Raw genomic sequence first — 22,793 nt, 5'->3', positions numbered from 1 at the left:
TCCCCATATGAGACTGGAACAAACGCTGCAACTGACGCACCGAGATATGTGATTTCTCCGCCAGCTGTGATGTCGTCAGCGGGTCATCCATATTCTGCTCCATCATCGCCAATCCTTTGAGGAGGCGTGGATGATGGATATTCAGGCGCGCCGCCAGGTCGATCCTTTGTTTGTCTGACTTCTGACGAATACCGGTTTTGATGAACTGCTCACAGACGTCCAGTGCCAGCTTGTCGCCCAGCTCTGTCTGGATGATATGCAGCATCATATCGATGGCCGAGGTACCACCGGCACAGGTGATCAGGTGACGGTCGATCTCAAACAGTTCGTTGGTAACTTCCACGTCGGGATGATCTTCATGGAAAGCGGGCAGCGCTTCCCAGTGCAGAGTGATACGGCAGTTCTTCAGGATGCCGGCGGCCGCCAGAAGGTAACAACCGGTATCCATGGCGCCGATATGTGTGCCACCGCGATAGAGCTTTTTCAGCCAGCTGATGGTCTCTTCACGCAGGTGGTTTTCCGGATTGAAGCTGGAACACACAAATAGATTGGTCGGGGTTTCCACCTCACTAATATTGGTCGTCTGAACAAGCGCGAGGTCGTTGCTGGCTTGGACGGTTTGACCGTCCTCCGAGAGCAATTGCCAACGGAAAACCTTACGTCCGGCCATGCGGTTTGCAACACGCATAGGTTCGATCGCAGAAAGGAGCGCAACCATTGCGTATTCAGGAATCAACAAAAACGAAACGGTGAATACACCGTCACTGTCGGGCTTCAGAATCATAGCTTTTTTCTTATTGTTTTAGGCTAATCGTAGTTGTGGTGGACTGAGCGTTCAATAACTCATTGATGAGGAAATTTACGCTGAGTCTAAGTGCTTGCTGCTAAGGCAAAAAGGGCTCAATGAATTCTCATGGAGAGAGTTTCATTAAGCCCTTTATCGCTATTTTATGATTTGGGAAATACGGTGATTATGATGGTGCGACATCCACTTGTATTGAGGCGTCATATTGCAGGTGTATGCGAAGGTTGTACTAAATCAATTGAGTGATATGGCTGGCTTAATCCTACCTTCGGTTTTACTTCGCCTGCTGCACTGCTATACCTGAATAGAGGAAGTAGCCACATCTCTTGAACCCCTTAGGAGCGATCAGGAGGCATTATGAAAACCCAGATTACCGAGCTGGTGGAGAAACTACGTGCCAGCGGCGAGGATGCCGGACCGCACTGTGATCTCTCAAGCTCTTCGGTGAAAAGCGTAAAAGCACCTATCCCAACCGAGCTTTACGACCAGCTGAAAACCATGTCGTTGGTCTATCAGCAGGATCTCAACTGCATCGCGGGTGAACTGCTGGAAGTTGCGCTGAAAGAAGCGTTGGATTGTTTCACGGATGATGAGTTGGACCAGCTCGAAACCGTACGCAAAGCAGTGGCGCAGGAAGAAGCGCAGCGACATATGGAAGAGCAGCGTTACGACGCTGGCTGTACCTAAGTACGTATATTCCGCTTAAAACAGGCGCAGTGCACGGGAAGCAACTGCGCCGTTTCACTTTAATCTGTCAGTTCTTTCATCAGGGCCGGGCGGAAGTACAGCATGCCAATCACAGGTCCAGGTAGCAGCAGAAGAAACAGCCACTGATCCGCCAGGCTTGTCGCAAACCATTCCACCACCTGCAGGCTGATAATCGAAATACTGAATCCGATGCAGTTAACCATCGTGAGGGCGGAGCCTGCCAGATGGGAAGGAGCGTTCACTGCGTTCAATGCGGAAAACTGAGGGGAATCACCCGCGACGGTAATACCCCAGATTAGCAGTGCAATCAGAAATGCTTCTAACGGCAGTAGAAAGATCAGTGGTGAAAGCAGGCAGCAAAGGCCAGAGATGGTGAGCTGGATTCCCGCGACAGGTGCGGGACCGACACGTGGCGTTAACAGTCCGCCGCCTGCACAGCCCAGTGCGCCGGCACCGATGATCAGGAAACTCCAGAACGAGATCGCAAGGGAATCTATCTGATGCCACTGCTGATATGCGACCAGCCACACCGGAACAAAAGCCCAGAAGGTATATAGTTCCCACATGTGGCCAAAATAGCCGCAGGCCGACGCGCGAAAATCGGGAGATCGAAACGCATCAATGAGGGCCTTGGGGTGCAGCTCGCCAGAAACCGGGCGGTTGGGGCCGTCGCCCAGTAACAGCCAGATAACAAGACCGCCTGAAGCGGCGGCGATGGATGTGGTCTGGATGACGACTTGCCAGGGCCAGTCCTGGCCCAGAGCCCTTACAAAATGCGGAAATGCGGTGCCCAGCACCAGTGCACCTACCAGGAAGCCCAGTGCTAATCCCAAGCCCTTTGGATACCAGCTCACCGCGATCTTCATACCCACCGGATAGATGCCAGCGAGGAAGAAACCGACGAGAAAACGGGCAACCAAAATGGATTCGTAGCTCTCAGAGAGCCAGATCACACTGTAGTTGGCTCCCGCAGAGAGTAGCGCACTGATCAGGAAGACGCGGCTGGGGAGGAAGCGGTCCGCAATGGCCAAGGCGGCAAATACAAAAGTTCCGACAATAAAACCCAGTTGTACGGCAATGGTAATCCCCGCGGGTGTTTGCTCCTCACCAAGCATCTGCGTGAGAGAAGGAAGCACTGCGTTGACTGCAAACCAGACGGAGGTCGCTAAGAGGCTGGCCAGTGCCAGCAAAGGCAGGACATGAGTTGGGGTGCGGTAGTTGCTAAGGGAACTGTCCATGCAAGCGAAATCCTGCGCATTTAAATGTCTGGTTGTTAAGAAGGTTAGCTTAAACGATTGGCGTGAATTGTTCGCTGCACGCCTGATGCTGTAAACAATCTTGTACAGATGAGGCGCCTTCAATCGAAAGCGTGCCATCGGTTTAAAAATTCACACAGTGTAACTCATTGTTTATCAATTGAATTGCGCGGGTTTTCAGGGGCGTGGCAAGAAAATACTACGTTTCAGCAAAATAATTCCAACCGTTTCGCTAGGTTAACACTAGCTTTCAGGTATGCACGAAGCACCGTGTATACCAGCCTGAAGCTCTTATTCGAATATCTGCAAAAGGTCATGAGCTTTGGGACAAGCAATTGAAGGGGCGTCTATGGGGCTGATCGCTATGATGCTAATGCAGTACCTGTCCCTAATGCTGGCATCTATATTTCGTAGGAAAGGGGCCCATGGATCGGGAAAACCGCCAGTGGGCAAAAATAATCAGCGTATTGCGTTGGGCAAAGTAATGCCCGGCACTGCGTTTGAGCGGATGCTGTATTTCGAGAATCCCACCGATCGCCAGCTCAACGTTGAGAGCGTTCAACTGACCCCTCCGCTTGTAGCGCGCTGTCTGACCCGTACTGTTGAACCCGGCGGGTTAGGGCACTTCATCCTTACCGTCGACAACGAGCAGGTTGTCGGCGAATACAAAGGCCAGGTACGGATCTCTTTCTACGAAGCATTGCACCCCGCAGACTATTTTATCGACGCCTATTTTGTCCCCGCTGTGGAATTTAAACCCCATCCCGCATTTTTTGTGGGTACCGAGCTAGGGAAGACGGAGCGAGCCACCATCGAGGTGATCAATCACCGACCTAAACCACTCATGATTTCCGGTATCCGCCACGACAGCGAACGGTTTGATATGAGTATTGAAACACTGGTGCCGGGGCAGCATTACGAAGTCACACTCACGCTCTCAGGTGAGGTGCCGGGCGAAAAGTTAAGCGAGGCTGTTTATCTACTTACCGGGAAAAAAGGTAAGAAGGGCATGAAGTTGCTTGCCAACACCTGGATTCGTGAGCGGGTGTATGCGTTGCCCGAGGCACTGGATATGGGGCGCTTACCGATATTTGTGACGCTTGATGCACGCAAAGTAGCTGCGTTCGCCCAGACACTGATGGTGTATAAAAAGGGCGGTAGTGACTTCAAAATTACCGTCAGTTCCGATGTAAATTATATCGACATAGATTCCGAGCGCGGGCCGGACGGAGACCGGTATAAGCTCACCGTTACGCTGATCCCTGGTAAAACACCGACCGGAAACTACAGTGGCAACCTATTTATCTGTACCAATGATGAAAAGATTAAGACGCTGACAATACCAATCAGGGGCAGCATCTTCGAAAGCGAACGCCGTAGTGATGGCGAGCGTCGTGGAGACAGTGACCGTCGTACCGATAACGATCGACGTGGCAGATAGGGGCAGCGCCGGCTACCCCATATTGAGATGTCGATCAGCCGAACGGGCGCACGCCAATAAGCATAACGTGCAGGTGTACGGCGAAAACTGCGTACAGCGCCAATCCAACAACCACTGCGATGACATCATTTAGCTTACTGTCAGGCAGTTGCGGCAGCGCACGCTTAGGTCGGTTCTTCAGGGAGTAACGCACCAGTCCCGCCCACAGCAGGAAGCTGCCAAACAGAATTATCTCTGCAACTCGTCCGTTCACCAGCAAGTGAGAGAGCGCCCACAATTTGGTGGCAACCAACATCGGGTGTTTAGTCATGCGCTGAATACGACACGGCAGATAAGTCGCGATCAGCAGGATAAACACCGGCAGCATCAGTAGCGCTGCAACGTGACTTAGCCAACGCGGTGGGTCGTATAGAAATTCCGAGGTCAGACGTGCTTCCGCGTATCCATTGATGATCAGCCAGAAGCCGATAAGCGACAACAGTGAATAGGCTGTTTTCCAACCCATTTCTCCGATACTTTGTGCTGTTTTGTCACGCCATTCATGGTTTACCACTGAAACCATATGGGGCGCAAAGAAGACGAGTAAGCCTACGATAAGCAGTGCCATAGTTTTTCCTTGTCCTTAATTACTCATGAGATAGCTACCGTTGCATTGTAACAGCGATAGATCACTATTCGGTTGCATATCGCCATATGGGATTTTGTATCGTCAGATCGCTTCGAGTAATATCGAAATAGATTTTTGATGGAGAGATCTGATGCAGATTGAAACGGCCGCCAAGCGGCTGGCTGAGCTTGGCCATGTCACGCGTCTGGCAATATTCCGCCATCTGGTTAAGGGCGGTAAGCAGGGTGTACCTGTCGGCGAAATCCAGGCCGCGCTGGATGTGCCGGGTTCAACCCTGTCGCATCACATTACCCGCCTGATCAACGTGGGTTTGGTGGTTCAGCGCCGTGAAGGCCGCACGCTCTATTGCATCCCACAATATACCGAGTTGGATGAGTTGATCGACTACCTGAAAGAGGAGTGTTGTGTAAACGAATGCTCCGAGCCTGAAAAGGAGTAGTCGGTGCAGTACGACCACAACAATAAAGCAGGTAATGCAGGTGATATCTTCAAGCACACAGCGTTGATCGCTGCCCTGAATGCATTGCCAAATTCCAGTCAAACTTTCCGGTTTGTCGACCTGTTTGCCGGATATGCGGTGAACCCTATTATGGCGGGTAATCAGTGGCAACAGGGCATCGGTCGGATTCATCGTCAGTGCCACAATACCGATAACCGGGCGATTCGCTGTTATACAGAGTGGTATCTATCACGACCAACGCTCGTCGGAAGTGTGTACCCGGGGTCTTCGTTGATCGCACAGGATGTGATGAGTGCGCGAGGGCAGGAGATTTCGCTGACGTTGTACGATATCTCAGCGGCACCGATCGAAAACCTGCGCCGTGTGTATGAAGGTTGTGGCCACGCTATTCATCACCGCGCCGCTGATCTTTCCGATTCAGGGGTTCAGACCGCGAACTTCCTATTCATCGATCCACCGGGATTACAGAGTGATAGCCAGCCCGGCTATCCAACCCTGGAGGAACTACTCGCTTTTACCGTGCGATCCGCCGATGCAGCCGCATTCTTCTGGCTGCCGATCTCCAAGACCGATAATGCCCATGTAGAGATGGACCGGTTACGCAAACATGGCTTTAGCGTCAACGAGGTGGTGTGGGGCAACCAATACGCTACGGGCAGTACAATCGGGTGTGTCATTGCGTATCGTGCACCAAGTGAAGGTGTGCAGCAGGTACAGGATACATTGGACGAGATGTTCACACTGACGGGGTGGGAAACAGAGCGTGGTGCTTCAGTCGCTCACCTGTAGGTGGAAATGGGGAGTCAGGGCAGGGAGGCTGACCCGTCCGTAGGGGTAGCGTGAATATGACGGACAGACCAGCCTCCTGCAACTCGGTTAAATCTTTCTTCTAGATCCCCGGTTTTTTATCTCAAACGCTTTTAACTCAGACCCTTTTATCCCAGGCCCTTTTTTAACTCAAATAAGTGAGCGGAATCACTGAGTTCCACATAAACACAGTCAGTGCGCGTAGGGTGACCAGGATAACCAGACCCACTGTCAGGATCGCCATACAGAACATGAAACCACGTTCTTCAGGAATCCGCATAATCACCGGTACACCGGTGAATAATAGGTAGGTGCTGTAGATCAGACCCGCCATACCCGCAGCGACGCACAACCACAGCGTTGGATACAGGCCTGCTAGGCCGGCAACCAGCAATGGTGTTGCGGTGTACAGCGTCAGGTTCATGCAACGCTCCAATGATGCTTCGCCACCATATGTACGCTCCATCCAGTGAATTGCAAACCCCATGATCAGTAAGGAGATGCAGAGTGCGATGTAGAACGCCATTGCAGACAGGGCTGCACTTGCAAAGCTCAGGCGTACGGCTTCACCAGACAGGCTCAGGCTCCAGCCAACCTGGGTTGTACCGATCAGTAGGGATACTGGGGGGATCAGGGCTAGCAACGCTAGCGTGATCAACGCTTCGTTTGAGTCTTTGAGTTTTTCATCCCGGATATGCTTCATGGCAATGCTGGGATGGTAAAAGATCTCCGACATTGTTTTTATCGTCATGATGGCACCTCTCGTAACGATGTTTTGTTGATCATAAGTTCAACAATAGACTCCATTTATACGTGCGACCAGTTGAGGCGGATTAGATCTGCTCAACTGAACGATGTTTCACGTTGGCCCGTGTCTATATCTATTTGATTCATAAAGATAAGAAGATCCCTCAATTGACAGGCTCCGGTACGGTCAGTATCGTTCGCCTCAGATCTGGTCACTTTGTGATTCTAAGCAGAGTGTTAAATGGGAAGTCGGTGCAGCTCACATAGCAGAGCTAATCCCGACACTGCCCCCGCAACGGTAGATCGGTTAAGTCGTTTTCATATGCCACTGTGCGTAAGCATGGGAAGGTGAAGCGATGGAGCACATGCTCACCGATGAGTCCGGATACCAGCCCGATCGGGAAATGTTCAAGGTGTTGCGGAGGGCTTCACCGAGCGTCAGTGCAGTGATGCACAATTGTTGCTTATCCTCCCCAACTCCGCCTGTTTTATGTTTTTCAGACGGAGAATATTCGTGTTTAAAAAGATCGGTACTTCATTAGTCGCCGCGGGTTGTTTGTACGCGGGCGCAGCTCAGGCACACTTCCAGATGGTGTATACGCCTGATCTGTTGCTGGATCGTGGTGGCAAGATCACCCTCAAGGCCCCATTTACCCATCCTGCAGCCAGTGGGCACGTGATGTCGGCGGAACAGCCGGAAGCGTTTTACCAGATACGTAAGGGTAAAAAGACCGATCTACTGCCTGCGCTGAAACCGATCAACTGGACCAGTGCTGAAAATACTGGACCGGCTTATGAAGCAGATGTACGTCTGCGTGGTTTGGGTGACAACATCTTCGTCTACAAATCAGCTCCCTATATGGAAGAGGCGGAAGATATCTATATCCAGCAGATTACCAAAACCATCGTGAACGTGGGCAGTCTGCCAACTCAGTGGAACGAAGAGTTTGGACTGAAAGCTGAAATCGTCCCGCTAACCAAGCCTTATGCAATCTATGAAGGTGGCACGTTTACCGGAGTGGTGAAAAGCGAAGGTAACCCGGTGCCGTTCGCTGAGATCGAGGTTGAATACATCAACTACGAACCTGATCTGGCGAACAACAAATTTAGTGCTACACCGGCGATCACTCCACCCGCCGAAGCCTTTATCACTATGACCATCTACGCCGATGCCAACGGTACGTTTACGTTTGGCATCCCTAAGGCCGGCCAGTGGGGATTCTGTGCACTGGGCGTGGGCCCGGAGAAAGAACACAAGGGTAAAGAGCTGTCTCAGGATGCTGTGATCTGGGTTCAGGCCCATCCTGTCGAATAAGAGGGCGTAAGCCATGCATATCGTTGATGGTGCACTTTCCGGATCGGTCCTAATGGCAGGAGTTGCTTTGGCAGTTGGCGGTGTTGCGTATGGCCTGAAAAAACTGGATTACGACCACCTGCCGCAAGTGGGCGTATTGTCAGCCGCGTTTTTTGTTGCCTCCTACATTCACCTGCCGGTGGGCTTTTCCAGTGTGCACCTGATTCTTAACGGTTTGATCGGCTTGGCCCTTGGTTGGGCCGCTTTCCCGGCGCTGCTGGTGGCCCTGGTGTTGCAAGCGGTGTTCTTTGGCTTTGGTGGTTTCCTGGTATTGGGCGTGAATACCTTCAATATCGCGTTGCCCGCGGTACTGATGTTCTACCTCTGCCGTTACGGCATAACCGCTTCGTCGCCCAGGATCGCAGGGATCTGGGGCGCAGTGGGTGGTGCTGGGGCTGTTGCGCTAACCACATTTATGGTGGCAGGCAGTCTGGCATTGTCCGGTGAAGCGTTCTGGCTGGCGGCGAAAGCTACATTGATTGCCCATATACCGGTGATGTTGGTTGAAGGCTTCGTCACGGCTGCCGCCGTACTGCTGATCCGCAAGGTAAAACCGGAATTCCTGAATATCTCTGAGGATTGGCAGGATGCGTAAATCGATTCTGATGGCTTTGGCTCTTAGTGCTTCTATGAGCGTTCCGGTGTTTGCCCATAACGTGGTAGGCGGTGTGTATGCCATTGGCAACACCATAGAAGGGGAAGTCGGCTTCTCCAACGGAGATATGGCCAAAGCGGGCATCGTAGTTCAAGTCCGCGATGCGACCGGAAACGTGATCGGCGAGAGTGTGATCGAAGATGAAGGGATGTTTGTCTTTGACGCTACAAAACGCATCGACCACTACTTTCATGCAGATCTGAGTGCCGGGCACGTATTGGAATTAGTGCTGCCAGCGGATGAGTTGCCAGCGACATTGCCGGGTGGCTCAGCTCCCGTTACTAAGGCAAGCGTAACGACAAGTAGCGTATCGATGAGCGGTGTTGATCAGGTGGCATTAGAGCAGATGATCGAGAAGGCCGTGGCTAAACAGGTGAAACCACTGCGTAAGGAGTTGGCTGCTTACAAAGAGAAAGCCAGCTTACAGGATGTGTTGGGCGGTATCGGTTACATCTTTGGCCTGGTTGGACTCGGAATCTGGTTGCGTCAGCGTAAGCAGGAAAAGAATCGTGCCTCAGTTTCTTGAGCACAGCGGTACCAGCTGGAAAGGGCAGAGACTGAAACATACTCAGTCGTTGATCGACAGCGTCGACCCGCGGGTCCGAGTGGTCGCGGCGTTTTTCTTTGCGTTGGTGGTTGTGAGCTCTGCGCAGTTCAGCGTGTTGTTGATTGGACTAGGTACTGCGTTGGTGATGGCGCGTCTGGCCCACCTTAACTTCAAGCGTACCCTGCGCCGGGTGATCGCAATGGACATGTTCATGATCTTCCTGGTGATCATGCTGCCATTCACCACACCGGGTGAAGCCCTGTTTGAGCTGGGGGGCTTTCTGGCGAGTAAAGAAGGTCTGCTTCATGCCTGCCAGATTGCACTCAAAGCCAACGCTGTGGTGCTGTGTCTGTTGGCATTGGTCGGCACTATGAGTGCTACCACACTCGGTTATGCAATGGCGCGGTTACGTGTGCCAGATAAGCTGGTCCATCTGCTTCTGTTTACCGTGCGCTATCTTGATGTGATCGGCCAGGAGTACAAACGCATGCGTCGGGCGATGCAGGCGCGGGCGTTTGTGCTCAGAACAGACCGTCACACCTGGCGTTCGATCGGCTATCTGGTGGGTATGTTGTTGGTACGTTCATTGGAACGATCTGAGCGGATCGCCGATGCGATGAAGTGCCGGGGCTACAACGGACGTTTTTATCTGATGGACGAGATGGCTCTGGGCCATCCCGATTTCGTTTTTATTCCACTTTGCGCACTGTTTCTGGGTGCACTGACAGGACTGAACTTTATATGACGGCGTTAATTGAAACCCGCGGCCTGTTTTACCGTTATCCCCGTCGCGGTGTGGTGTTAGACAAGGTGGATTTCGCGCTTTACCCAGGTGAACGGGTAGCGCTGACCGGAGCGAACGGTGCAGGTAAAACCACGTTTTTGCATCTGCTGGTGGGACTTAAAAAAGCTAAAGGCGGCGAGATTCACGCTTTTGGTGAGCTGCGGAGCGAAGAGAAACACTTCGTCGAAGTACGTGCGCGGGCCGGTTTCCTGTTCCAGGACCCGGATGATCAGCTATTTTGCCCAACGGTGTTGGAGGACGTGGCCTTCGGCCCGCTCAACCTGGGTAAGTCCCGGGATGAGGCGCTGCAGATAGCGCGTGAAACCTTGGCGTCTCTGGGAATGGATGGTTTTGAAGAGCGTGTGACCCATCAACTCTCGGGCGGTGAAAAGCGCATGATTACGCTGGCCTGTGTGCTGGCGATGAATCCGGATGTGCTGCTACTCGATGAACCCAGCACTGCGCTGGATACCGAAGCACGCCGTAGATTATTGAACACACTAAAATCCTTGCCGCATGCGATGATTATTATCTCCCACGATGATGAATTCCTAACCGAGCTGGAAACCCGGCGGGTTCGTCTGTCAGATGCCAAGCTGGTTGAGGAGCCTATCCAGCAAACGGTTGCAGTGGTATCAGAGACGGAGGCGGCATGATGACTGAACTTCATTTCCCGTTTTCTGCAGTTAGCGGCCAGGACGAGTTTAAGCTGGCGCTGATTCTCGCGGCGGTGAACCCAGCCATCGGTGGAGTGGTGATCAGCGGCCCTCGTGGTTCCGCAAAATCCACCCTTGCACGTGGATTAGCCGACCTGCTGCCGGTAACGGAAACCGAACACACACCTGAGTTCGTTACGTTGCCATTGGGCACCAGCGAAGAAATGTTGTTGGGTACGCTGGATCTACAGCGCGTGCTGGATGACCAGAACGTCGCTTTCCGTCCCGGGCTGCTGAGCAAAGCGCATGGCGGTGTGCTCTACGTGGACGAGGTCAATCTGCTGCCCGATCATCTGGTCGACCAGCTTTTGGATGTTGCTGCGAGTGGTGTGAACCGTGTGGAGCGCGACGGTATCAGCCACAGTCATCCGGCTCGCTTCCTGCTGATCGGCACCATGAACCCGGATGAAGGGGAGTTACGTCCGCAACTGCACGACCGTTTCGGACTCTGTGTAGAGCTGAAAAACCAGTACAGCTCGCAGGAACGGGTTGAGATTGTGAAGTCCCGTGAAGCCTTTGATCGAAATCCTGCAGCGTTTTGTAACCAATATGCAGATCAGCAGGGGGTACTCCTCGATAGGATCGCCAGTGCGCGTCTGCTTCTGAACGATGTCGCCTGCAACGACGATATACGGCTGGAGATCGCTGAGCGCTGTAGCGAAGCACAAGTCGATGGCCTGCGCGCAGATATTGTCTGGTACCGCGCAGCACTGGCTCATGCCGCATGGTTCGGTCGTGACCAAGTAACCACCGACGATATCGATGCGGTGGAATCCCTGGCGTTGGCTCATCGCCGTAAATCGCCCCCGGAAAACACGCCAAGGCCTCCTGCGCCGCCGATACCGCCACAAGGTGGGTTTAAGCGACCGGAAGATAGTCATCGCCCTCAGTCGGGACAGCAAAGCAGGGCTGAAGGTGACTGGGGAAGTATGGTGCCTCAGCAACAGCGCTGTGCAGAGCTTAATTCGTTCCAAACAACTGCGACTTCATCCCCTAAACAGGCGGTTGTGAAACAGATGGTTTCGGATCTGGCAGGACGCAAGACGGGGAAAGCTGCGAACGGCAATCATCGCAGTGCGAGTGAGAGCCACAAACCGAACTGGTTCAGTACCCTGATCGCTAACAGCGGTATCTGGCCACCTAAATCGCTGAAATTTCAGAAAGCACGCGAAGGCCAGCCTGTCCTTCATCTGGTGCTATTGGATACATCAGCCTCGACGTTGGCTCAGGGACCTGAATCGCTGGGTAAAGCTGCTGTACTGAAGATCGCAGAACAGGCCTACCTGCAACGTGAGCAACTGTCGATCTTCGGTTTTGGCAATAACCAGGTTGAGAACCTGTTGCCAAAAGTACGTGCACCGAAAGAGCTGAAGAATTGGCTAGACAGTCTGCCAGCAGGAGGCGGCACACCGATACGTGCAGCGTTGGAGCAAGTGCAAAGCTACCTGGGTAAAGCGATCAAACAAAATCCGGCTCTGCAGATACGTACCTACGTCATTACCGATGGTCGAACCAGTGCGCACCTGAATGATGTAGCGCTACCCGGTGACACCGTGCTGATCGATATCGAACAAAGCGCAGTTAAACGTGGGCGTGGTGCTCAACTGGCTGCAGAACTTAGTGCGCAATACCTGCCGCTTCCGGCCGTATGATTCAGGAGAAATGGATATGACGATGACTCATCAAGAACGCATGGCGCGCAAGAAGGAAGTGATCGACGCGCGCATCGCCAAGGCGACTGAAGAGCGAGGTGTGCTGATCCTGCTGAAAGGCAACGGCAAAGGTAAAAGCAGTTCCGCGTTTGGCACCATGGCACGTGCGGTCGGGCATGGTCAGCGCGCTGCTGTTGTGCAGTTCAGCAAAGGTCGCTTGGAAACGGGCGAATACAAGTTATTTAAGGACCATCCGCAGATCGATTGGTATGTAATGGGTCACGGCTTTACCTGGGAAACTCAGGATCGTGAGCGGGATATCGAAGCGGCGGAACAGGCCTGGGTGAAAGCGCAGGAGATCCTGCAGGACGACCGGTACGGCATCGTAGTGTTTGACGAAATGAGCTACATGTTTAAGTACAAGTACCTGGCGTTGGAGCCGGTCCTGGAAGCACTTCAGGCACGTCCCAAGATGCAGCATGTAATCATTACGGGCCGTGTGATGCCGGATGGGCTGGTCGAAATTGCCGATACCATCAGCAGCATCCGCGACGAAGGCCACGCGTTCCGCAAAGGTGTGAAAGCACAGGCAGGGATCGAATACTGATGACAGACCAACAGCAATCCGCCCGCTGCCCGGCACTGTTTCTGGCCGCACCGAGCTCCGGTGCCGGTAAAACCACCATTACCGCTGCGCTGGCGCGTAATTTTCGTCAGCAGGGCAAAGTGGTACGTGTTTTTAAAACAGGCCCCGACTATCTTGATCCGCAGATTCTTGCCCAGGCATCCGGTCAGCCGGTCGAGCAGTTGGATATGTGGATGGCCGGTGAAGCCTACTGCCAGCAAAAGCTGTACGAAGCCGCATTGGAAGCAGACCTGATCCTGGTCGAAGGTGTGATGGGGATGTTCGACGGAGAACCGTCCAGCGCCGATCTGGCTGCGCGTTTTAACATCCCGATGGCGATTGTGATGGATGTGAAGGGGATGGCACAGACCGCAGCAGCGGTTGCGTTGGGTCTGGCTAACTTCCGTGACGATATTTCCGTAGCGGGTCTGATTGCCAACAGCTGTGGTACCGAACGTCATGCACAACTGATCCGTGATGCACTGCCACCGGAGTTACCGTTGCTGGCAACCCTTCCGCGAGATCCAGATGTGGCACTGCCGGAGCGCCATCTGGGTTTGGTGCAGGCGGACGAGGTTCGTGATGAGCTGGAAATACGCTTCAACCGCGGTGCCGAGTGGATTGCGGGCAATGCAATTACCGAGCTGCCATCCGAGGTGGAGTTTGTTAGCGCAGAAGTTGAAGCCGTTGAGCCCCTGCTGAGTGGCAAGCGAATCGGCGTGGCAAAAGATGCCGCGTTCAGTTTTATCTACGACGCCAATCTACGCATGCTGACAGAGATGGGCGCGGAGTATCAGTTCTTCTCGCCGCTGACGGATTCCGAATTGCCGGAGGTGGACGCGCTCTGGTTGCCAGGTGGTTACCCGGAACTGCATGCCGCGCAGCTAGGTAGCAACCAGCCTATGTTGAAGGCGATCCAGGCGTTCCATCAGCAGGGTAAGCCGGTATTGGCGGAGTGCGGCGGATTTCTTTACTGCCTGCAGACGCTGACCGACCTGGAAGAGCAGCAATATCCGATGGCCGGTTTGCTGGCCGGCCACGGCGCGATGCGCGGCAAGCGTGGTTGTCAGGGCATGCAGACTGCGCAACTGCCGGAAGGTGATGTACGTGCCCATGCTCACCATCGGTCCCGTTGCTTTGATACGGATGAACCGATTGGTCATGGCAAACGTCAACGCGACCCTGCACCCGGGGAACCGATCTTCCGTGATGGCAGTGTGACTGCCAGTTACCTGCACCTGTTTTTCCCGTCCAATCCTGCAGCGATTGCGGCGATTTTCAGCGGGCAGTTTGAGATAAGCGGAGAGTAAATCGAATAGATTATGTGGCCCGAGAGTTCCGAATCACCCAAACCTCTGCGCTCTGGTTTGACGACAGGCGCGTGTGCGACAGCCTGTTGTGTAGCTGCCGCACGCGCATTGTTTGGAGGAAAACAGCCTGCAACGGTTGAGGTAAACCTGCCAGCCAAAGGCAACACGCCAGGAAAACAGGTGGAGATGGTGATTGAGGAGTATCGGGCACTGGAAAACGGGATCCGCACCTCAACGATCAAAGATGCGGGTGATGACCCTGATGTGACCCACGGTTCAACGGTTTTTGTAGAGCTGCGCCTGACGGAGTCACCAGGGGTGGTGTTCAAGGCAGCACCAGGCGTGGGCACGGTAACCCGTGAAGGATTGATGCTGGCAGTTGGTGAACCCGCCATTAACCCGGTCCCGCGCAAAATGATGACCGAGCACCTCACCAATGCTGCCTATACCTATGGTTATGAAGGCGGCTTTGAGGTCTCTGTGGGTGTGGAAGGTGGCGATCAGATCGCTTTGAAAACCATGAACCCGAAGCTGGGCATTGTGGGTGGGCTTTCGATTTTGGGCACAACCGGCATTGTGCGGCCGTACTCCTGTTCGGCTTATATTGCCTCGATCCATCAAGGCATCGATGTGGCGTACACAAATGGAATGGACCATATTGCAGCGACCACGGGTTCAACCAGTGAGGCGGCCATCAAGACGCAGTATGACTTGCCAGAGATGGCGCTGATAGAGATGGGTGACTTTGTTGGTGCGGTGTTGAAGCACCTTAAAAAGTCTCCGGTAGCCAAACTCACCATCTGTGGTGGATTCGGCAAGATCAGCAAACTGGCGAAAGGCCATATGGACCTGAACAGCCGAGCCTCCAGTATCGATCTGGATTATCTGGCCCAATTGGCAGCAGATGCCGGGGCCGATGAGGCATTGCAGGAGCAAGTCAGACAGAGCAATACCAGCGTGCAAGCACTGAAAGCTTGCCAGGCGGCTTGTGTGGATTTGGCGGCGGAGGTCTGTCGCGAAGCCTGGTTGCGGGCGCACAAGGTGATGCCCGATCGGGTTGAGCTGGAGATCTGGGCGGTGGACCGAAAAGGCAACTTTGTCGGTTGCTACAAAGGTGAAACGAAATGAAAAAACTGTTGTTGCTCGGTGGTACTGCAGATGCACGCCGTATGACCAAGGCACTTCTTGAAAAAAATGGTGAACAGAAACAACAGCTGCAAATCGTGTACAGCGTTGCCGGTCTGGTCCGCACGCCGGAGCTTCCTTGTGAAGTGCTGGTAGGTGGGTTCAGCCAGTTTGGTGGTTTGGCGACGTATATTTGCAATCAGAAAATTGATGCGATTCTGGATGTGACCCATCCGTTTGCCGCGACGATGAGCAGTACCGCCGTTTCGGTAGCAAAAGATCTGGGTATTCCATGCTGGCGTTTCCATCGACCAGAGTGGCAGCAACAACCCGGTGATAACTGGCGGCTGTTTGATGACTGGCAGACGTTGATTCCGGCGCTCGCAGGTAAAAAGAGCGTATTGCTGACTGCGGGTCAGTTGACTCAGGGGGCGGTGGATCAGCTGGTCGCACAGACGGGTGATGATCAACGAATAATCCTGCGCACTGCAGCGCCACCTCGGGTGGATCTGCCCGATTCGGTGGAGTGGATTAAAGGGATCGGCCCATTTCGCTTGGAAGACGAGCGGGTGCTGTTTGAGCAATACGAGGTAGATGCGCTGGTCACTAAGAACAGCGGCGGTGCATCTACAGAAGCCAAGCTGCATGCCGCGCGGGAACTGGGTGTTGAGGTATTTATGTTGCAGCGCCCGGAATTGCCGGATGCCGACCAGCAGTTTAGCGATATCGCTGAGGGTGTGGTGGTAATCAGGGATTGGATGACTAACGAATAAACCGCAATGCGTGTCGCCCTCGGAGCGGGCTGCTACAACGCTCATTGCCTGTAGCAGCGGGCTCCGACCGCGACAAGCACACGAATATTTTGGGAACTTCAAACGTGCCATTTGAATACGAAACAGACCCGGTCGCGATCGAACAGGAAAGCTTCCGCCAGATCCGAGCACTGACCGACCTCGAAGGCCTCAGCCGTGAGGAGCAGCAGGTGGTTATGCGGATCGTTCACAGTGTGGGTATGCCGGAGGTTGCTGCGCAGGTGCGCTTCAGCCCGAATGCCTGTGCTCAGGGTTTGCAGGCATTGTCTGAAGATAAACCGATCCTGTGTGACGCGGAGATGGTGAAGCAGGGGATCACCAAGCGGATGATCAATACACCGCCTCTCTGTTTCCTGAACGACCCTCGTGCGCCGGAACTGGCGAAAGCGGCGGGTGAGACCCGCTCCATGGCGGCGGTTGAGCTGTGGCGTGAGCATCTGGCCGGTGCGGTGGTGGTAATCGGTAATGCGCCTACTGCGTTGTTCCGGTTGCTCGAGATGATAGAGAAGGGCGCAGACAAACCAGCCCTGATCATCGGCATGCCAGTGGGTTTTATCGGCGCGGCAGAGTCCAAGCAGGCGCTGTGGGATGTGCATCAGGACCTGGGGATTGAGTGCATCACATTGTTGGGGCGTCAGGGCGGCAGCGCCGTATCGGCAGCGACGTGCAATGCATTGCTACGCTGTAACCGGGGAGAGTGGTACTGATGCAGCTGCATATTATTGGGCTGGGTGTCGCCGAGCAGGCGCAACTGTCGCTGGATGCCCAGCAAGCGCTGGCCGCCGCCGATATGGTGATCGGATCCGAGCGCCAGTTGCAGGTTGTCGATCACCTATTGGGTGAATCACCAACACTGACTTTGCCAAAGCTCTCTGAGTTGAAAGCACTGATCACCTCATACGCAAAGGAAGGCATGCAGTCCGTGGTCATTCTCGCGTCGGGTGATCCCCTCTACTACGGTATCGGTCGTTGGTTTAGTTGCCAGTTTCCGGATGAGCAGCTTCGCTTCTATCCGGCGGTCTCCAGTATCCAGGCTGCGTGTCATCGGTTAGGGCTGTCTTTGCAGGATGTGAATGTACTCAGCCTGCATGGGCGTCCACTGGAGAAAATCCGCACCCAGCTGAAGCGAAATAGCACGCTGGTGATCCTGACCGATAAACACAGTACACCGCAGGTGCTGGCGCAGGAGTGTATCGCCGCGGGTTTTGAAGAATCCCGTTTGAGCGTATGTGAAGCCTTGGGTTACAGCCATGAACAGGTACGTACATTCAACGCCCCTGACCTTGTAACTCAGGAGACCGAATTCGATCCGCTGCACGTCACTGTAATCCGGGTGCGCGGTGCAGGTGGCGTGCTGCCCGAATTTCCCGGTATTCCGGACGGTAATTTCGTCACGGATCGTCCTAACGGTTCAGGCATGCTCACCAAACGTGAAGTGCGACTTGCGATTCTATCCCTGATGCAGGTATCCCGTGATGATCAGGTTTGGGACATCGGTGCCGGCTGCGGCGGTGTTGCTGTCGAATTGGCCTACTGGAATCCGGACAGTCAGATCCATGCCATTGAACATCACCCAGAGCGCCTGCGTTGCCTGAAAGCCAACCAGGATAAGTTTGGGGTGGTGAGCAATCTCAATATCGTAGAGGGCCGAGCCCCTGCCGCATTAGCTGACCTACCTGCACCCGACAAGGTGTTTATCGGCGGTAGCGATGGTGAGCTTGAAGCCTTGCTCGCCCAGGTCTGGGATCAACTGCCGGATAACGGTGTGCTGGTCGCCAGCGCCGTCACCGAGAGCACCAAACAACATCTGCTGGGTTTCTACGAGACTCGCATGAAGCAGGGCGATAGCTACAGCCAGACCACTCAGATAGCGGTCAATCGCGGCGATCAGCTTGCCGGACACTTGGTGTACCGTCCTGCCTTGCCGGTAACCCTCTTTAGTTTCCGTAAAGCGTCTGTAACTGAGGATGCAATTGATGTCTGAAGCAACCTTTTACGGCGTAGGTGTTGGGCCGGGAGATCCGGAACTGATCACGCTGAAAGCCCTGCGTTTGATCAAAGGTGCATCGGTTGTGGCCTATCTAGCCAACGATGAAGGTTCAAGTCAGGCCCGTGCAATTGCCAGGGAAGCATTTGTAGACCAGAACACTGAGCAGATTGAGATTCCAATCTGCATGCCGATGTCCACTGATCGCAGTCTGGCAAACAAAGCCTATGACGAAGGTGCAGCGCTGATCCGACAACAGCTGGAGGCCGGTCACGACGTTGTATTCCTGTGTGAAGGTGACCCGCTGTTCTTTGGCTCCTTTGCCTATTTGCTGGAGCGGCTGCAGGGTGAGTTTGCCTGTCAGGTCGTGCCGGGCATCTCATCGGTGAATGCGGCCGCCGCGGAACTGAAACACCCGCTGACCATGCTGAAGGAATCCTTTGTTGTAGTCAGCGGTCGCCATACGGATGAGCAGATACGTACCGCTCTCAATGATCATGACTCTGTGGTGATTATGAAAGCCGGGCGCGCCCGACCACGTATTCTTACGCTGCTCGATGCAACCGGTCGAGCCGAAGATGCTCAGTATCTTGAATACATCGGTCGCGAAAACCAGCGAATTGAAACCGATCTGGCTAAGTTGCCTCGAGAAGCCGGACCTTACTTTTCTCTGTTTGTAGTTACTCCGCAGGAGAGAAACAGTCGATGAGTAAGATTATCGCCCTGACCGAGGCTGGTCTGCGTTTGGCTCAGCATTTAAGTGAACAGCTGGACAATGCCGAGATCTGCTTTAAGCCCAAACCCTTTGCCGACACCGTACAGCAAGCCTTTCGTGATGGGGAACCTCTGATCTTTATCTGCGCCACAGGCATTGTGGTGCGTACGCTGGCTCCGGTTATCCGCGATAAATACCAGGACCCGCCGGTGCTGGTGCTGGATGAGCAGGGGCAATACGTTATCCCACTGCTGTCCGGTCACGAAGGTGGCGCCAATCACTGGGCTGCACAAGTGGGTGAATTACTGTCGGCACAACCGGTGATCACGACGGCGAAGCCTTACCTGCAGCCGGTATACGCGGTGGGTATGGGCTGTGAGCGTAATTGTCCTCTAGATGAGCTGGAGCGACTGCTGATGGATTGTCTGGATCAGGCAGGTCTGACTCTAGATGCGGTGTCCAGCATCAACAGTATCGATATCAAAGCCGACGAAGTGGGGTTGATTGAGCTGGCCGAAAAGCTGGGCAAACCGTTCCTAACCTGGGGTGTCCCCCAGCTTAGCACTATGGAGTCGCTACTCAGCACTCGCTCCGAGTACGTATTTAACACGGTAGGTGTTTATGGCGTGGCGGAGTCGGCGGCGCTCTATGCTGTGCAAGATATGACTAGCGAATCCCCCGAGCTTGTACTGAATAAACAGAAAACCCGAAAGGCGACCTGCGCAATTGCACGCAGTTACCCTGTAGCTGAACCCGAGATTTAAGTTTGTAGCAGCGGGCTTTTATGCCCTTTAGGGTGCCGACCGCGACATACCTCTTTTTGTCGCCCTCGGAGCGGGCTGCTACAGATTGGATGGAATATAAATCGAATGACCAAACTATTTGTTGTAGGTACCGGTCCCGGTGATCGTGAACTGGTTGCGCCACGCGCATTGGCGGCGATCAACGCCAGTACCGATCTGGTGGCCTATGGCCTCTATCTGGACCTGTTGGGTGACGTCTGTGACGGCAAAACCCACCATGACTTGCCGTTGGGTGAAGAGATCAACCGGGCTCGTCTGGCACTGGACTTGGCCGCTAGCGGTAAAACCACGGCGCTGATCTCCAGCGGTGATATCGGTATCTACGCCATGGCGACGCTGGTGTTCGAACTGCTCGACCAGCAATTGCAGGGTAACGAGAACCACCCTGAGTGGCTGGATGTTGAGATCGAAGTGGTACCGGGTATCTCCGCCATGCAGGCGGGTGCCAGCCGTGTGGGCGCTATGCTGGGGCATGATTTCTGTACGATTTCCCTGTCCGACTTGCTGACTCCGTGGGAAACCATCGAGAAGCGTATTCATAGCGCCGGTGCCGGGGACTTTGTGGTGTCGTTCTACAACCCGGTGTCCCGTAAACGTGACTGGCAGCTAAATCACGCCCGTGATGTGTTGTTGCAATACCGCCCAGCGTCTACGCCCGTATTAATCGGTCGCCAGCTGACCCGTGAAGATGAAAACATCCGCATCATCCGACTTGATCAGCTTGATGCCAAAGACGTCGACATGTTCACTCTGGTAAGTGTTGGCAACAGCGAATCCCGCCACATCGTCAACGGCAGCCGTGAATGGGTGTACACGCCGCGTGGCTACAAGAAGAAGCTCGGTGTAACTGAGGAAAGCGCGGCATGAAGGTCTACTTTATCGGCGCAGGTCCCGGTGATCCCGAACTGATGACGCTCAAGGGCCTGCGCATTCTGAAGCAGTGCCCGGTAGTGCTCTATGCCGGTTCTCTGATCCCACGCGAAGTACTGGCGGAAGTGGAAGGCACTGCTGAAAAGATCATTGATACAGCATCGATTGATCTGGAAGAGATCACTGCACATATCACTCAGGCTCATGAAGAAGGTAAAGACGTGGCCCGTCTGCAGTGTGGTGATCCGGCGCTTTACGGCGCGATTGGCGAACAGATCCGTCGCCTGGAGCAGCAGGGGATCGACTACGAAGTGATTCCAGGTGTCAGCGCAGTGGCAGCTTCCGCTGCGTACCTCGGTAAGGAACTCACCCTGTCGGGTGTTTCCCAGACGATCATCATGACCCGCTACGAGGGCAAGACGCCGTTCCCTGAGCGTGAGCGGCTGCCGGAACTGGCACGCAGCGGCGCGACCCTGGCGATCCACTTGGGTATTGCCCGCATTCACAAGATCGTTGAGGAGCTGATCCCACACTACGGCGAAGATTGCCCGGTGGCGGTGTGTTACCGCACCAGTTGGCCGGATCAGGACAAGGTCACCGGCACCCTGAGCGATATCGTCGCCAAAGTGCGTGAAAAGGGCTTTACCCGCACTGCACTGATTCTGGTTGGCCATGTACTCGACAGTGACGACTTTGCCGATTCCTACCTGTACCAGAAGGATCAGGCCCATATCTATCGCCCACGGGTAAAACCCCTTACCCCACGAACAGTGCCGAGAACCGTAAAACGCGACATCTACCTAAAAGATACTGATAAGAAAGAGACAAACGATGCAGCTGAATAAGATCCCAACCACCGTTGTAACCGGCTTTCTGGGTAGCGGTAAAACCACACTTCTCTCCAACGTACTGAAGCAGGCGGCCGGAAAACGTATCGCCGTGATCGTTAACGAGTTTGGTGAGCTGGATATCGACGCCGACCTGCTGCGCAGCTGCCCCCTTTCTTGTGATGAAGAGCAGGCGGCTAATGACGGCGAAAACGGCATCTACGAATTGGCCAACGGTTGTATCTGCTGCACCGTAGAGGAAGAGTTCCTGCCGGTGATGCAGCAGCTGGTGGAACGTCGTGACGATATCGACCACATCCTGATGGAAACCAGCGGTCTGGCACTGCCGAAGCCACTGGTGCAGGCGTTCAACTGGCCGGGCATCAAAGAGTACTGCACCGTGGATGCGGTCATCACTGTGATCGATGGTCCGGCAGTGGCAGCAGGTCGCTTCGCACACGACGTGGAGCAGGTACAGGAACAGCGTCTGGCGGACGACAGCCTGGATCACGATCCAAGCCTGCAGGAGCTGCTGGATGACCAGCTTAGTGCTGCCGATCTGGTGGTGGTTAGCAAGAATGATCTGCTGGATTCCGATGCACGTTCGCTGGTGGAAGCTGTTGTTTCCGCCAAGGTACCTAACGCGGTTAAAACCGCCTACATCAGCAACGGCGAAGCACAGCTGGACATGCTGATGGGGCTGGATGCTGCGGCTGAGGAGCGTATCGATCAGGTACACAACCACCACGATCATCACCACGCATACGGTGAGCACCACGATCATGCCCACGATCACTTCGATTCATTTGTCATCACTCTGGGTGAAGTGCACAGCGACAAACTGCATGCGGCGCTGAAATCCCTGCTGAGCGATTTCAACATTTACCGTGCCAAAGGCTTCGCGGCGCTGCCGGGTAAACCGATGCGTCAGGTGTTCCAAGCGGTGGGTAAGCGTCTGGACGTGTACTTTGACCGTCCTTGGGCGATGGGTGAAGAGCGTAAAACCCAGCTGGTATTCATCGGCAAAGGCATCGATGAAGCGACTGTGAAGTCCGTTCTGGAGACTGCGCTTTAAATGCACCTGTTGGCTGCCCAGCCGGGTGGATTTGTCGATGATGAAGGCATTATCGATCTGGATCAGACCCCGGCAGAGATCATC

The 22,793-nt window shown here is 54.2% G+C and carries 25 protein-coding genes and 1 riboswitch; of the genes, 21 read left to right on the top strand and 4 right to left on the bottom strand.

Features of this window, described 5'->3' with window-relative positions:
- Nucleotides 1-784 (bottom strand): GlxA family transcriptional regulator (locus ACEQ15_RS15955; protein WP_370280233.1); only part of this gene is annotated, 784 nt, incomplete at its 3' end.
- Nucleotides 785-1,162: 378 nt separating this feature from the next.
- Between ACEQ15_RS15955 and ACEQ15_RS15950 the strand changes: the two genes are divergently transcribed.
- On the top strand, nucleotides 1,163-1,492 hold the full coding sequence (locus ACEQ15_RS15950) for a hypothetical protein (RefSeq protein ID WP_370280232.1): 330 nt from the start codon (nucleotides 1,163-1,165) through the stop codon (nucleotides 1,490-1,492).
- Between the two features lie 59 nt (nucleotides 1,493-1,551).
- On the opposite strand, the gene ACEQ15_RS15945 is transcribed toward ACEQ15_RS15950, so the two are convergent.
- The gene (locus tag ACEQ15_RS15945; protein ID WP_370280231.1) at nucleotides 1,552-2,751 is read right to left on the bottom strand and encodes a nitrate/nitrite transporter; all 1,200 of its coding nucleotides are present in this window, start codon (nucleotides 2,749-2,751) and stop codon (nucleotides 1,552-1,554) included.
- 463 nt (nucleotides 2,752-3,214) lie between these two features.
- On the opposite strand from ACEQ15_RS15945, the gene ACEQ15_RS15940 reads away from it, so the two are divergent.
- Nucleotides 3,215-4,210 (top strand): hypothetical protein, encoded by a 996-nt coding sequence (locus ACEQ15_RS15940; protein WP_370280230.1) that lies wholly within the window; start codon nucleotides 3,215-3,217, stop codon nucleotides 4,208-4,210.
- A gap of 34 nt (nucleotides 4,211-4,244) precedes the next feature.
- Here the strand turns inward: ACEQ15_RS15940 and ACEQ15_RS15935 are convergent, their stop codons facing one another.
- A complete protein-coding gene (locus ACEQ15_RS15935; protein ID WP_370280229.1) occupies nucleotides 4,245-4,817 on the bottom strand; it encodes an NnrU family protein in 573 nt (190 codons plus the stop codon).
- A gap of 151 nt (nucleotides 4,818-4,968) precedes the next feature.
- Here ACEQ15_RS15935 and ACEQ15_RS15930 point away from each other — a divergent pair, with 151 nt between their 5' ends.
- On the top strand, nucleotides 4,969-5,277 hold the full coding sequence (locus ACEQ15_RS15930) for an ArsR/SmtB family transcription factor (protein WP_370280228.1): 309 nt from the start codon (nucleotides 4,969-4,971) through the stop codon (nucleotides 5,275-5,277).
- Between the two features lie 3 nt (nucleotides 5,278-5,280).
- A complete protein-coding gene (locus tag ACEQ15_RS15925) occupies nucleotides 5,281-6,087 on the top strand; it encodes a hypothetical protein (protein ID WP_370280227.1) in 807 nt (268 codons plus the stop codon).
- A 163-nt stretch (nucleotides 6,088-6,250) separates the two neighbouring features.
- Here the strand turns inward: ACEQ15_RS15925 and ACEQ15_RS15920 are convergent, their stop codons facing one another.
- On the bottom strand, nucleotides 6,251-6,856 hold the full coding sequence (locus tag ACEQ15_RS15920) for a Yip1 family protein (protein WP_370280226.1): 606 nt from the start codon (nucleotides 6,854-6,856) through the stop codon (nucleotides 6,251-6,253).
- A gap of 188 nt (nucleotides 6,857-7,044) precedes the next feature.
- Nucleotides 7,045-7,264: riboswitch (cobalamin riboswitch) on the top strand.
- Nucleotides 7,265-7,366: 102 nt separating this feature from the next.
- On the opposite strand from ACEQ15_RS15920, the gene ACEQ15_RS15915 reads away from it, so the two are divergent.
- The 17 genes from ACEQ15_RS15915 to cobW all read left to right on the top strand — a co-directional run bounded on the left by ACEQ15_RS15915 (nucleotide 7,367) and on the right by cobW (nucleotide 22,709).
- The gene (locus ACEQ15_RS15915; protein WP_370280225.1) at nucleotides 7,367-8,167 is read left to right on the top strand and encodes a DUF4198 domain-containing protein; all 801 of its coding nucleotides are present in this window, start codon (nucleotides 7,367-7,369) and stop codon (nucleotides 8,165-8,167) included.
- Nucleotides 8,168-8,180: 13 nt separating this feature from the next.
- Nucleotides 8,181-8,801: a cobalt transporter CbiM gene (cbiM, locus tag ACEQ15_RS15910; RefSeq protein WP_370280224.1), complete on the top strand. Its 621-nt coding sequence runs from the start codon at nucleotides 8,181-8,183 to the stop codon at nucleotides 8,799-8,801.
- On the top strand, nucleotides 8,794-9,387 hold the full coding sequence (locus ACEQ15_RS15905; RefSeq protein ID WP_370280223.1) for a hypothetical protein: 594 nt from the start codon (nucleotides 8,794-8,796) through the stop codon (nucleotides 9,385-9,387). The genes cbiM and ACEQ15_RS15905 overlap by 8 nt, the downstream gene beginning before the upstream one ends.
- Nucleotides 9,371-10,153, top strand: a complete 783-nt coding sequence (gene cbiQ / locus ACEQ15_RS15900; RefSeq protein WP_370280222.1) for a cobalt ECF transporter T component CbiQ — start codon at nucleotides 9,371-9,373, stop codon at nucleotides 10,151-10,153. The genes ACEQ15_RS15905 and cbiQ overlap by 17 nt, the downstream gene beginning before the upstream one ends.
- Nucleotides 10,150-10,848 carry an energy-coupling factor ABC transporter ATP-binding protein gene (locus ACEQ15_RS15895; RefSeq protein ID WP_370280221.1) on the top strand — a complete coding sequence of 233 codons (699 nt, stop codon included), beginning with the start codon at nucleotides 10,150-10,152 and terminating at the stop codon, nucleotides 10,846-10,848. The genes cbiQ and ACEQ15_RS15895 overlap by 4 nt, the downstream gene beginning before the upstream one ends.
- Entirely contained in the window at nucleotides 10,845-12,560 is a 1,716-nt protein-coding gene (locus ACEQ15_RS15890; RefSeq protein ID WP_370280220.1) for an ATP-binding protein, read from the top strand. The genes ACEQ15_RS15895 and ACEQ15_RS15890 overlap by 4 nt, the downstream gene beginning before the upstream one ends.
- 22 nt (nucleotides 12,561-12,582) lie before the next feature.
- Nucleotides 12,583-13,167, top strand: a complete 585-nt coding sequence (cobO, locus tag ACEQ15_RS15885; protein WP_370280219.1) for a cob(I)yrinic acid a,c-diamide adenosyltransferase — start codon at nucleotides 12,583-12,585, stop codon at nucleotides 13,165-13,167.
- Entirely contained in the window at nucleotides 13,167-14,495 is a 1,329-nt protein-coding gene (locus ACEQ15_RS15880; RefSeq protein ID WP_370280218.1) for a cobyrinate a,c-diamide synthase, read from the top strand. The genes cobO and ACEQ15_RS15880 overlap by 1 nt, the downstream gene beginning before the upstream one ends.
- 12 nt (nucleotides 14,496-14,507) lie before the next feature.
- Entirely contained in the window at nucleotides 14,508-15,623 is a 1,116-nt protein-coding gene (locus ACEQ15_RS15875; protein ID WP_370280217.1) for a cobalt-precorrin-5B (C(1))-methyltransferase, read from the top strand.
- The gene (gene cobK, locus ACEQ15_RS15870) at nucleotides 15,620-16,393 is read left to right on the top strand and encodes a precorrin-6A reductase (RefSeq protein WP_370280216.1); all 774 of its coding nucleotides are present in this window, start codon (nucleotides 15,620-15,622) and stop codon (nucleotides 16,391-16,393) included. Before ACEQ15_RS15875 ends, cobK begins: the two co-directional genes overlap by 4 nt.
- Before the next feature lie 104 nt (nucleotides 16,394-16,497).
- Nucleotides 16,498-17,139, top strand: a complete 642-nt coding sequence (locus ACEQ15_RS15865; protein WP_370280215.1) for a precorrin-8X methylmutase — start codon at nucleotides 16,498-16,500, stop codon at nucleotides 17,137-17,139.
- A complete protein-coding gene (gene cbiE / locus ACEQ15_RS15860) occupies nucleotides 17,139-18,416 on the top strand; it encodes a precorrin-6y C5,15-methyltransferase (decarboxylating) subunit CbiE (RefSeq protein ID WP_370280214.1) in 1,278 nt (425 codons plus the stop codon). The genes ACEQ15_RS15865 and cbiE overlap by 1 nt, the downstream gene beginning before the upstream one ends.
- Nucleotides 18,409-19,128, top strand: coding sequence for a precorrin-2 C(20)-methyltransferase (gene cobI / locus ACEQ15_RS15855; RefSeq protein WP_370280213.1), 720 nt, complete (start codon nucleotides 18,409-18,411; stop codon nucleotides 19,126-19,128). The genes cbiE and cobI overlap by 8 nt, the downstream gene beginning before the upstream one ends.
- A complete protein-coding gene (locus tag ACEQ15_RS15850) occupies nucleotides 19,125-19,898 on the top strand; it encodes a cobalt-precorrin 5A hydrolase (protein ID WP_370280212.1) in 774 nt (257 codons plus the stop codon). The genes cobI and ACEQ15_RS15850 overlap by 4 nt, the downstream gene beginning before the upstream one ends.
- Nucleotides 19,899-20,003: 105 nt before the next feature.
- Nucleotides 20,004-20,804, top strand: a complete 801-nt coding sequence (cobJ, locus tag ACEQ15_RS15845; protein WP_370280211.1) for a precorrin-3B C(17)-methyltransferase — start codon at nucleotides 20,004-20,006, stop codon at nucleotides 20,802-20,804.
- Nucleotides 20,801-21,652, top strand: coding sequence for a precorrin-4 C(11)-methyltransferase (gene cobM / locus ACEQ15_RS15840; protein WP_370280210.1), 852 nt, complete (start codon nucleotides 20,801-20,803; stop codon nucleotides 21,650-21,652). Before cobJ ends, cobM begins: the two co-directional genes overlap by 4 nt.
- Nucleotides 21,639-22,709, top strand: a complete 1,071-nt coding sequence (gene cobW, locus ACEQ15_RS15835; protein WP_370280209.1) for a cobalamin biosynthesis protein CobW — start codon at nucleotides 21,639-21,641, stop codon at nucleotides 22,707-22,709. The genes cobM and cobW overlap by 14 nt, the downstream gene beginning before the upstream one ends.
- Nucleotides 22,710-22,793 lie beyond the last annotated feature (84 nt).

It is taken from the genome of Pontibacterium sp. (assembly GCF_964228735.1).
GTDB lineage: Bacteria > Pseudomonadota > Gammaproteobacteria > Pseudomonadales > Balneatricaceae > Pontibacterium.
This window is presented reverse-complemented; position numbering and strand designations above follow the sequence as displayed.

Coding starts and splice junctions, on each gene's coding strand:
- ACEQ15_RS15950 (WP_370280232.1), top strand. CDS start 1,163: ATGAAAACCCAGATTACCGAGCTGGTGGAGAAACTACGTGCCAGCGGC.
- ACEQ15_RS15945 (WP_370280231.1), bottom strand. CDS start 2,751: ATGGACAGTTCCCTTAGCAACTACCGCACCCCAACTCATGTCCTGCCT.
- ACEQ15_RS15935 (WP_370280229.1), bottom strand. CDS start 4,817: ATGGCACTGCTTATCGTAGGCTTACTCGTCTTCTTTGCGCCCCATATG.
- ACEQ15_RS15930 (WP_370280228.1), top strand. CDS start 4,969: ATGCAGATTGAAACGGCCGCCAAGCGGCTGGCTGAGCTTGGCCATGTC.
- ACEQ15_RS15920 (WP_370280226.1), bottom strand. CDS start 6,856: ATGACGATAAAAACAATGTCGGAGATCTTTTACCATCCCAGCATTGCC.
- cbiM (WP_370280224.1), top strand. CDS start 8,181: ATGCATATCGTTGATGGTGCACTTTCCGGATCGGTCCTAATGGCAGGA.
- ACEQ15_RS15905 (WP_370280223.1), top strand. CDS start 8,794: ATGCGTAAATCGATTCTGATGGCTTTGGCTCTTAGTGCTTCTATGAGC.
- ACEQ15_RS15895 (WP_370280221.1), top strand. CDS start 10,150: ATGACGGCGTTAATTGAAACCCGCGGCCTGTTTTACCGTTATCCCCGT.
- ACEQ15_RS15890 (WP_370280220.1), top strand. CDS start 10,845: ATGATGACTGAACTTCATTTCCCGTTTTCTGCAGTTAGCGGCCAGGAC.
- cobO (WP_370280219.1), top strand. CDS start 12,583: ATGACTCATCAAGAACGCATGGCGCGCAAGAAGGAAGTGATCGACGCG.
- ACEQ15_RS15880 (WP_370280218.1), top strand. CDS start 13,167: ATGACAGACCAACAGCAATCCGCCCGCTGCCCGGCACTGTTTCTGGCC.
- ACEQ15_RS15875 (WP_370280217.1), top strand. CDS start 14,508: ATGTGGCCCGAGAGTTCCGAATCACCCAAACCTCTGCGCTCTGGTTTG.
- cobK (WP_370280216.1), top strand. CDS start 15,620: ATGAAAAAACTGTTGTTGCTCGGTGGTACTGCAGATGCACGCCGTATG.
- cbiE (WP_370280214.1), top strand. CDS start 17,139: ATGCAGCTGCATATTATTGGGCTGGGTGTCGCCGAGCAGGCGCAACTG.
- cobI (WP_370280213.1), top strand. CDS start 18,409: ATGTCTGAAGCAACCTTTTACGGCGTAGGTGTTGGGCCGGGAGATCCG.
- ACEQ15_RS15850 (WP_370280212.1), top strand. CDS start 19,125: ATGAGTAAGATTATCGCCCTGACCGAGGCTGGTCTGCGTTTGGCTCAG.
- cobJ (WP_370280211.1), top strand. CDS start 20,004: ATGACCAAACTATTTGTTGTAGGTACCGGTCCCGGTGATCGTGAACTG.
- cobM (WP_370280210.1), top strand. CDS start 20,801: ATGAAGGTCTACTTTATCGGCGCAGGTCCCGGTGATCCCGAACTGATG.
- cobW (WP_370280209.1), top strand. CDS start 21,639: ATGCAGCTGAATAAGATCCCAACCACCGTTGTAACCGGCTTTCTGGGT.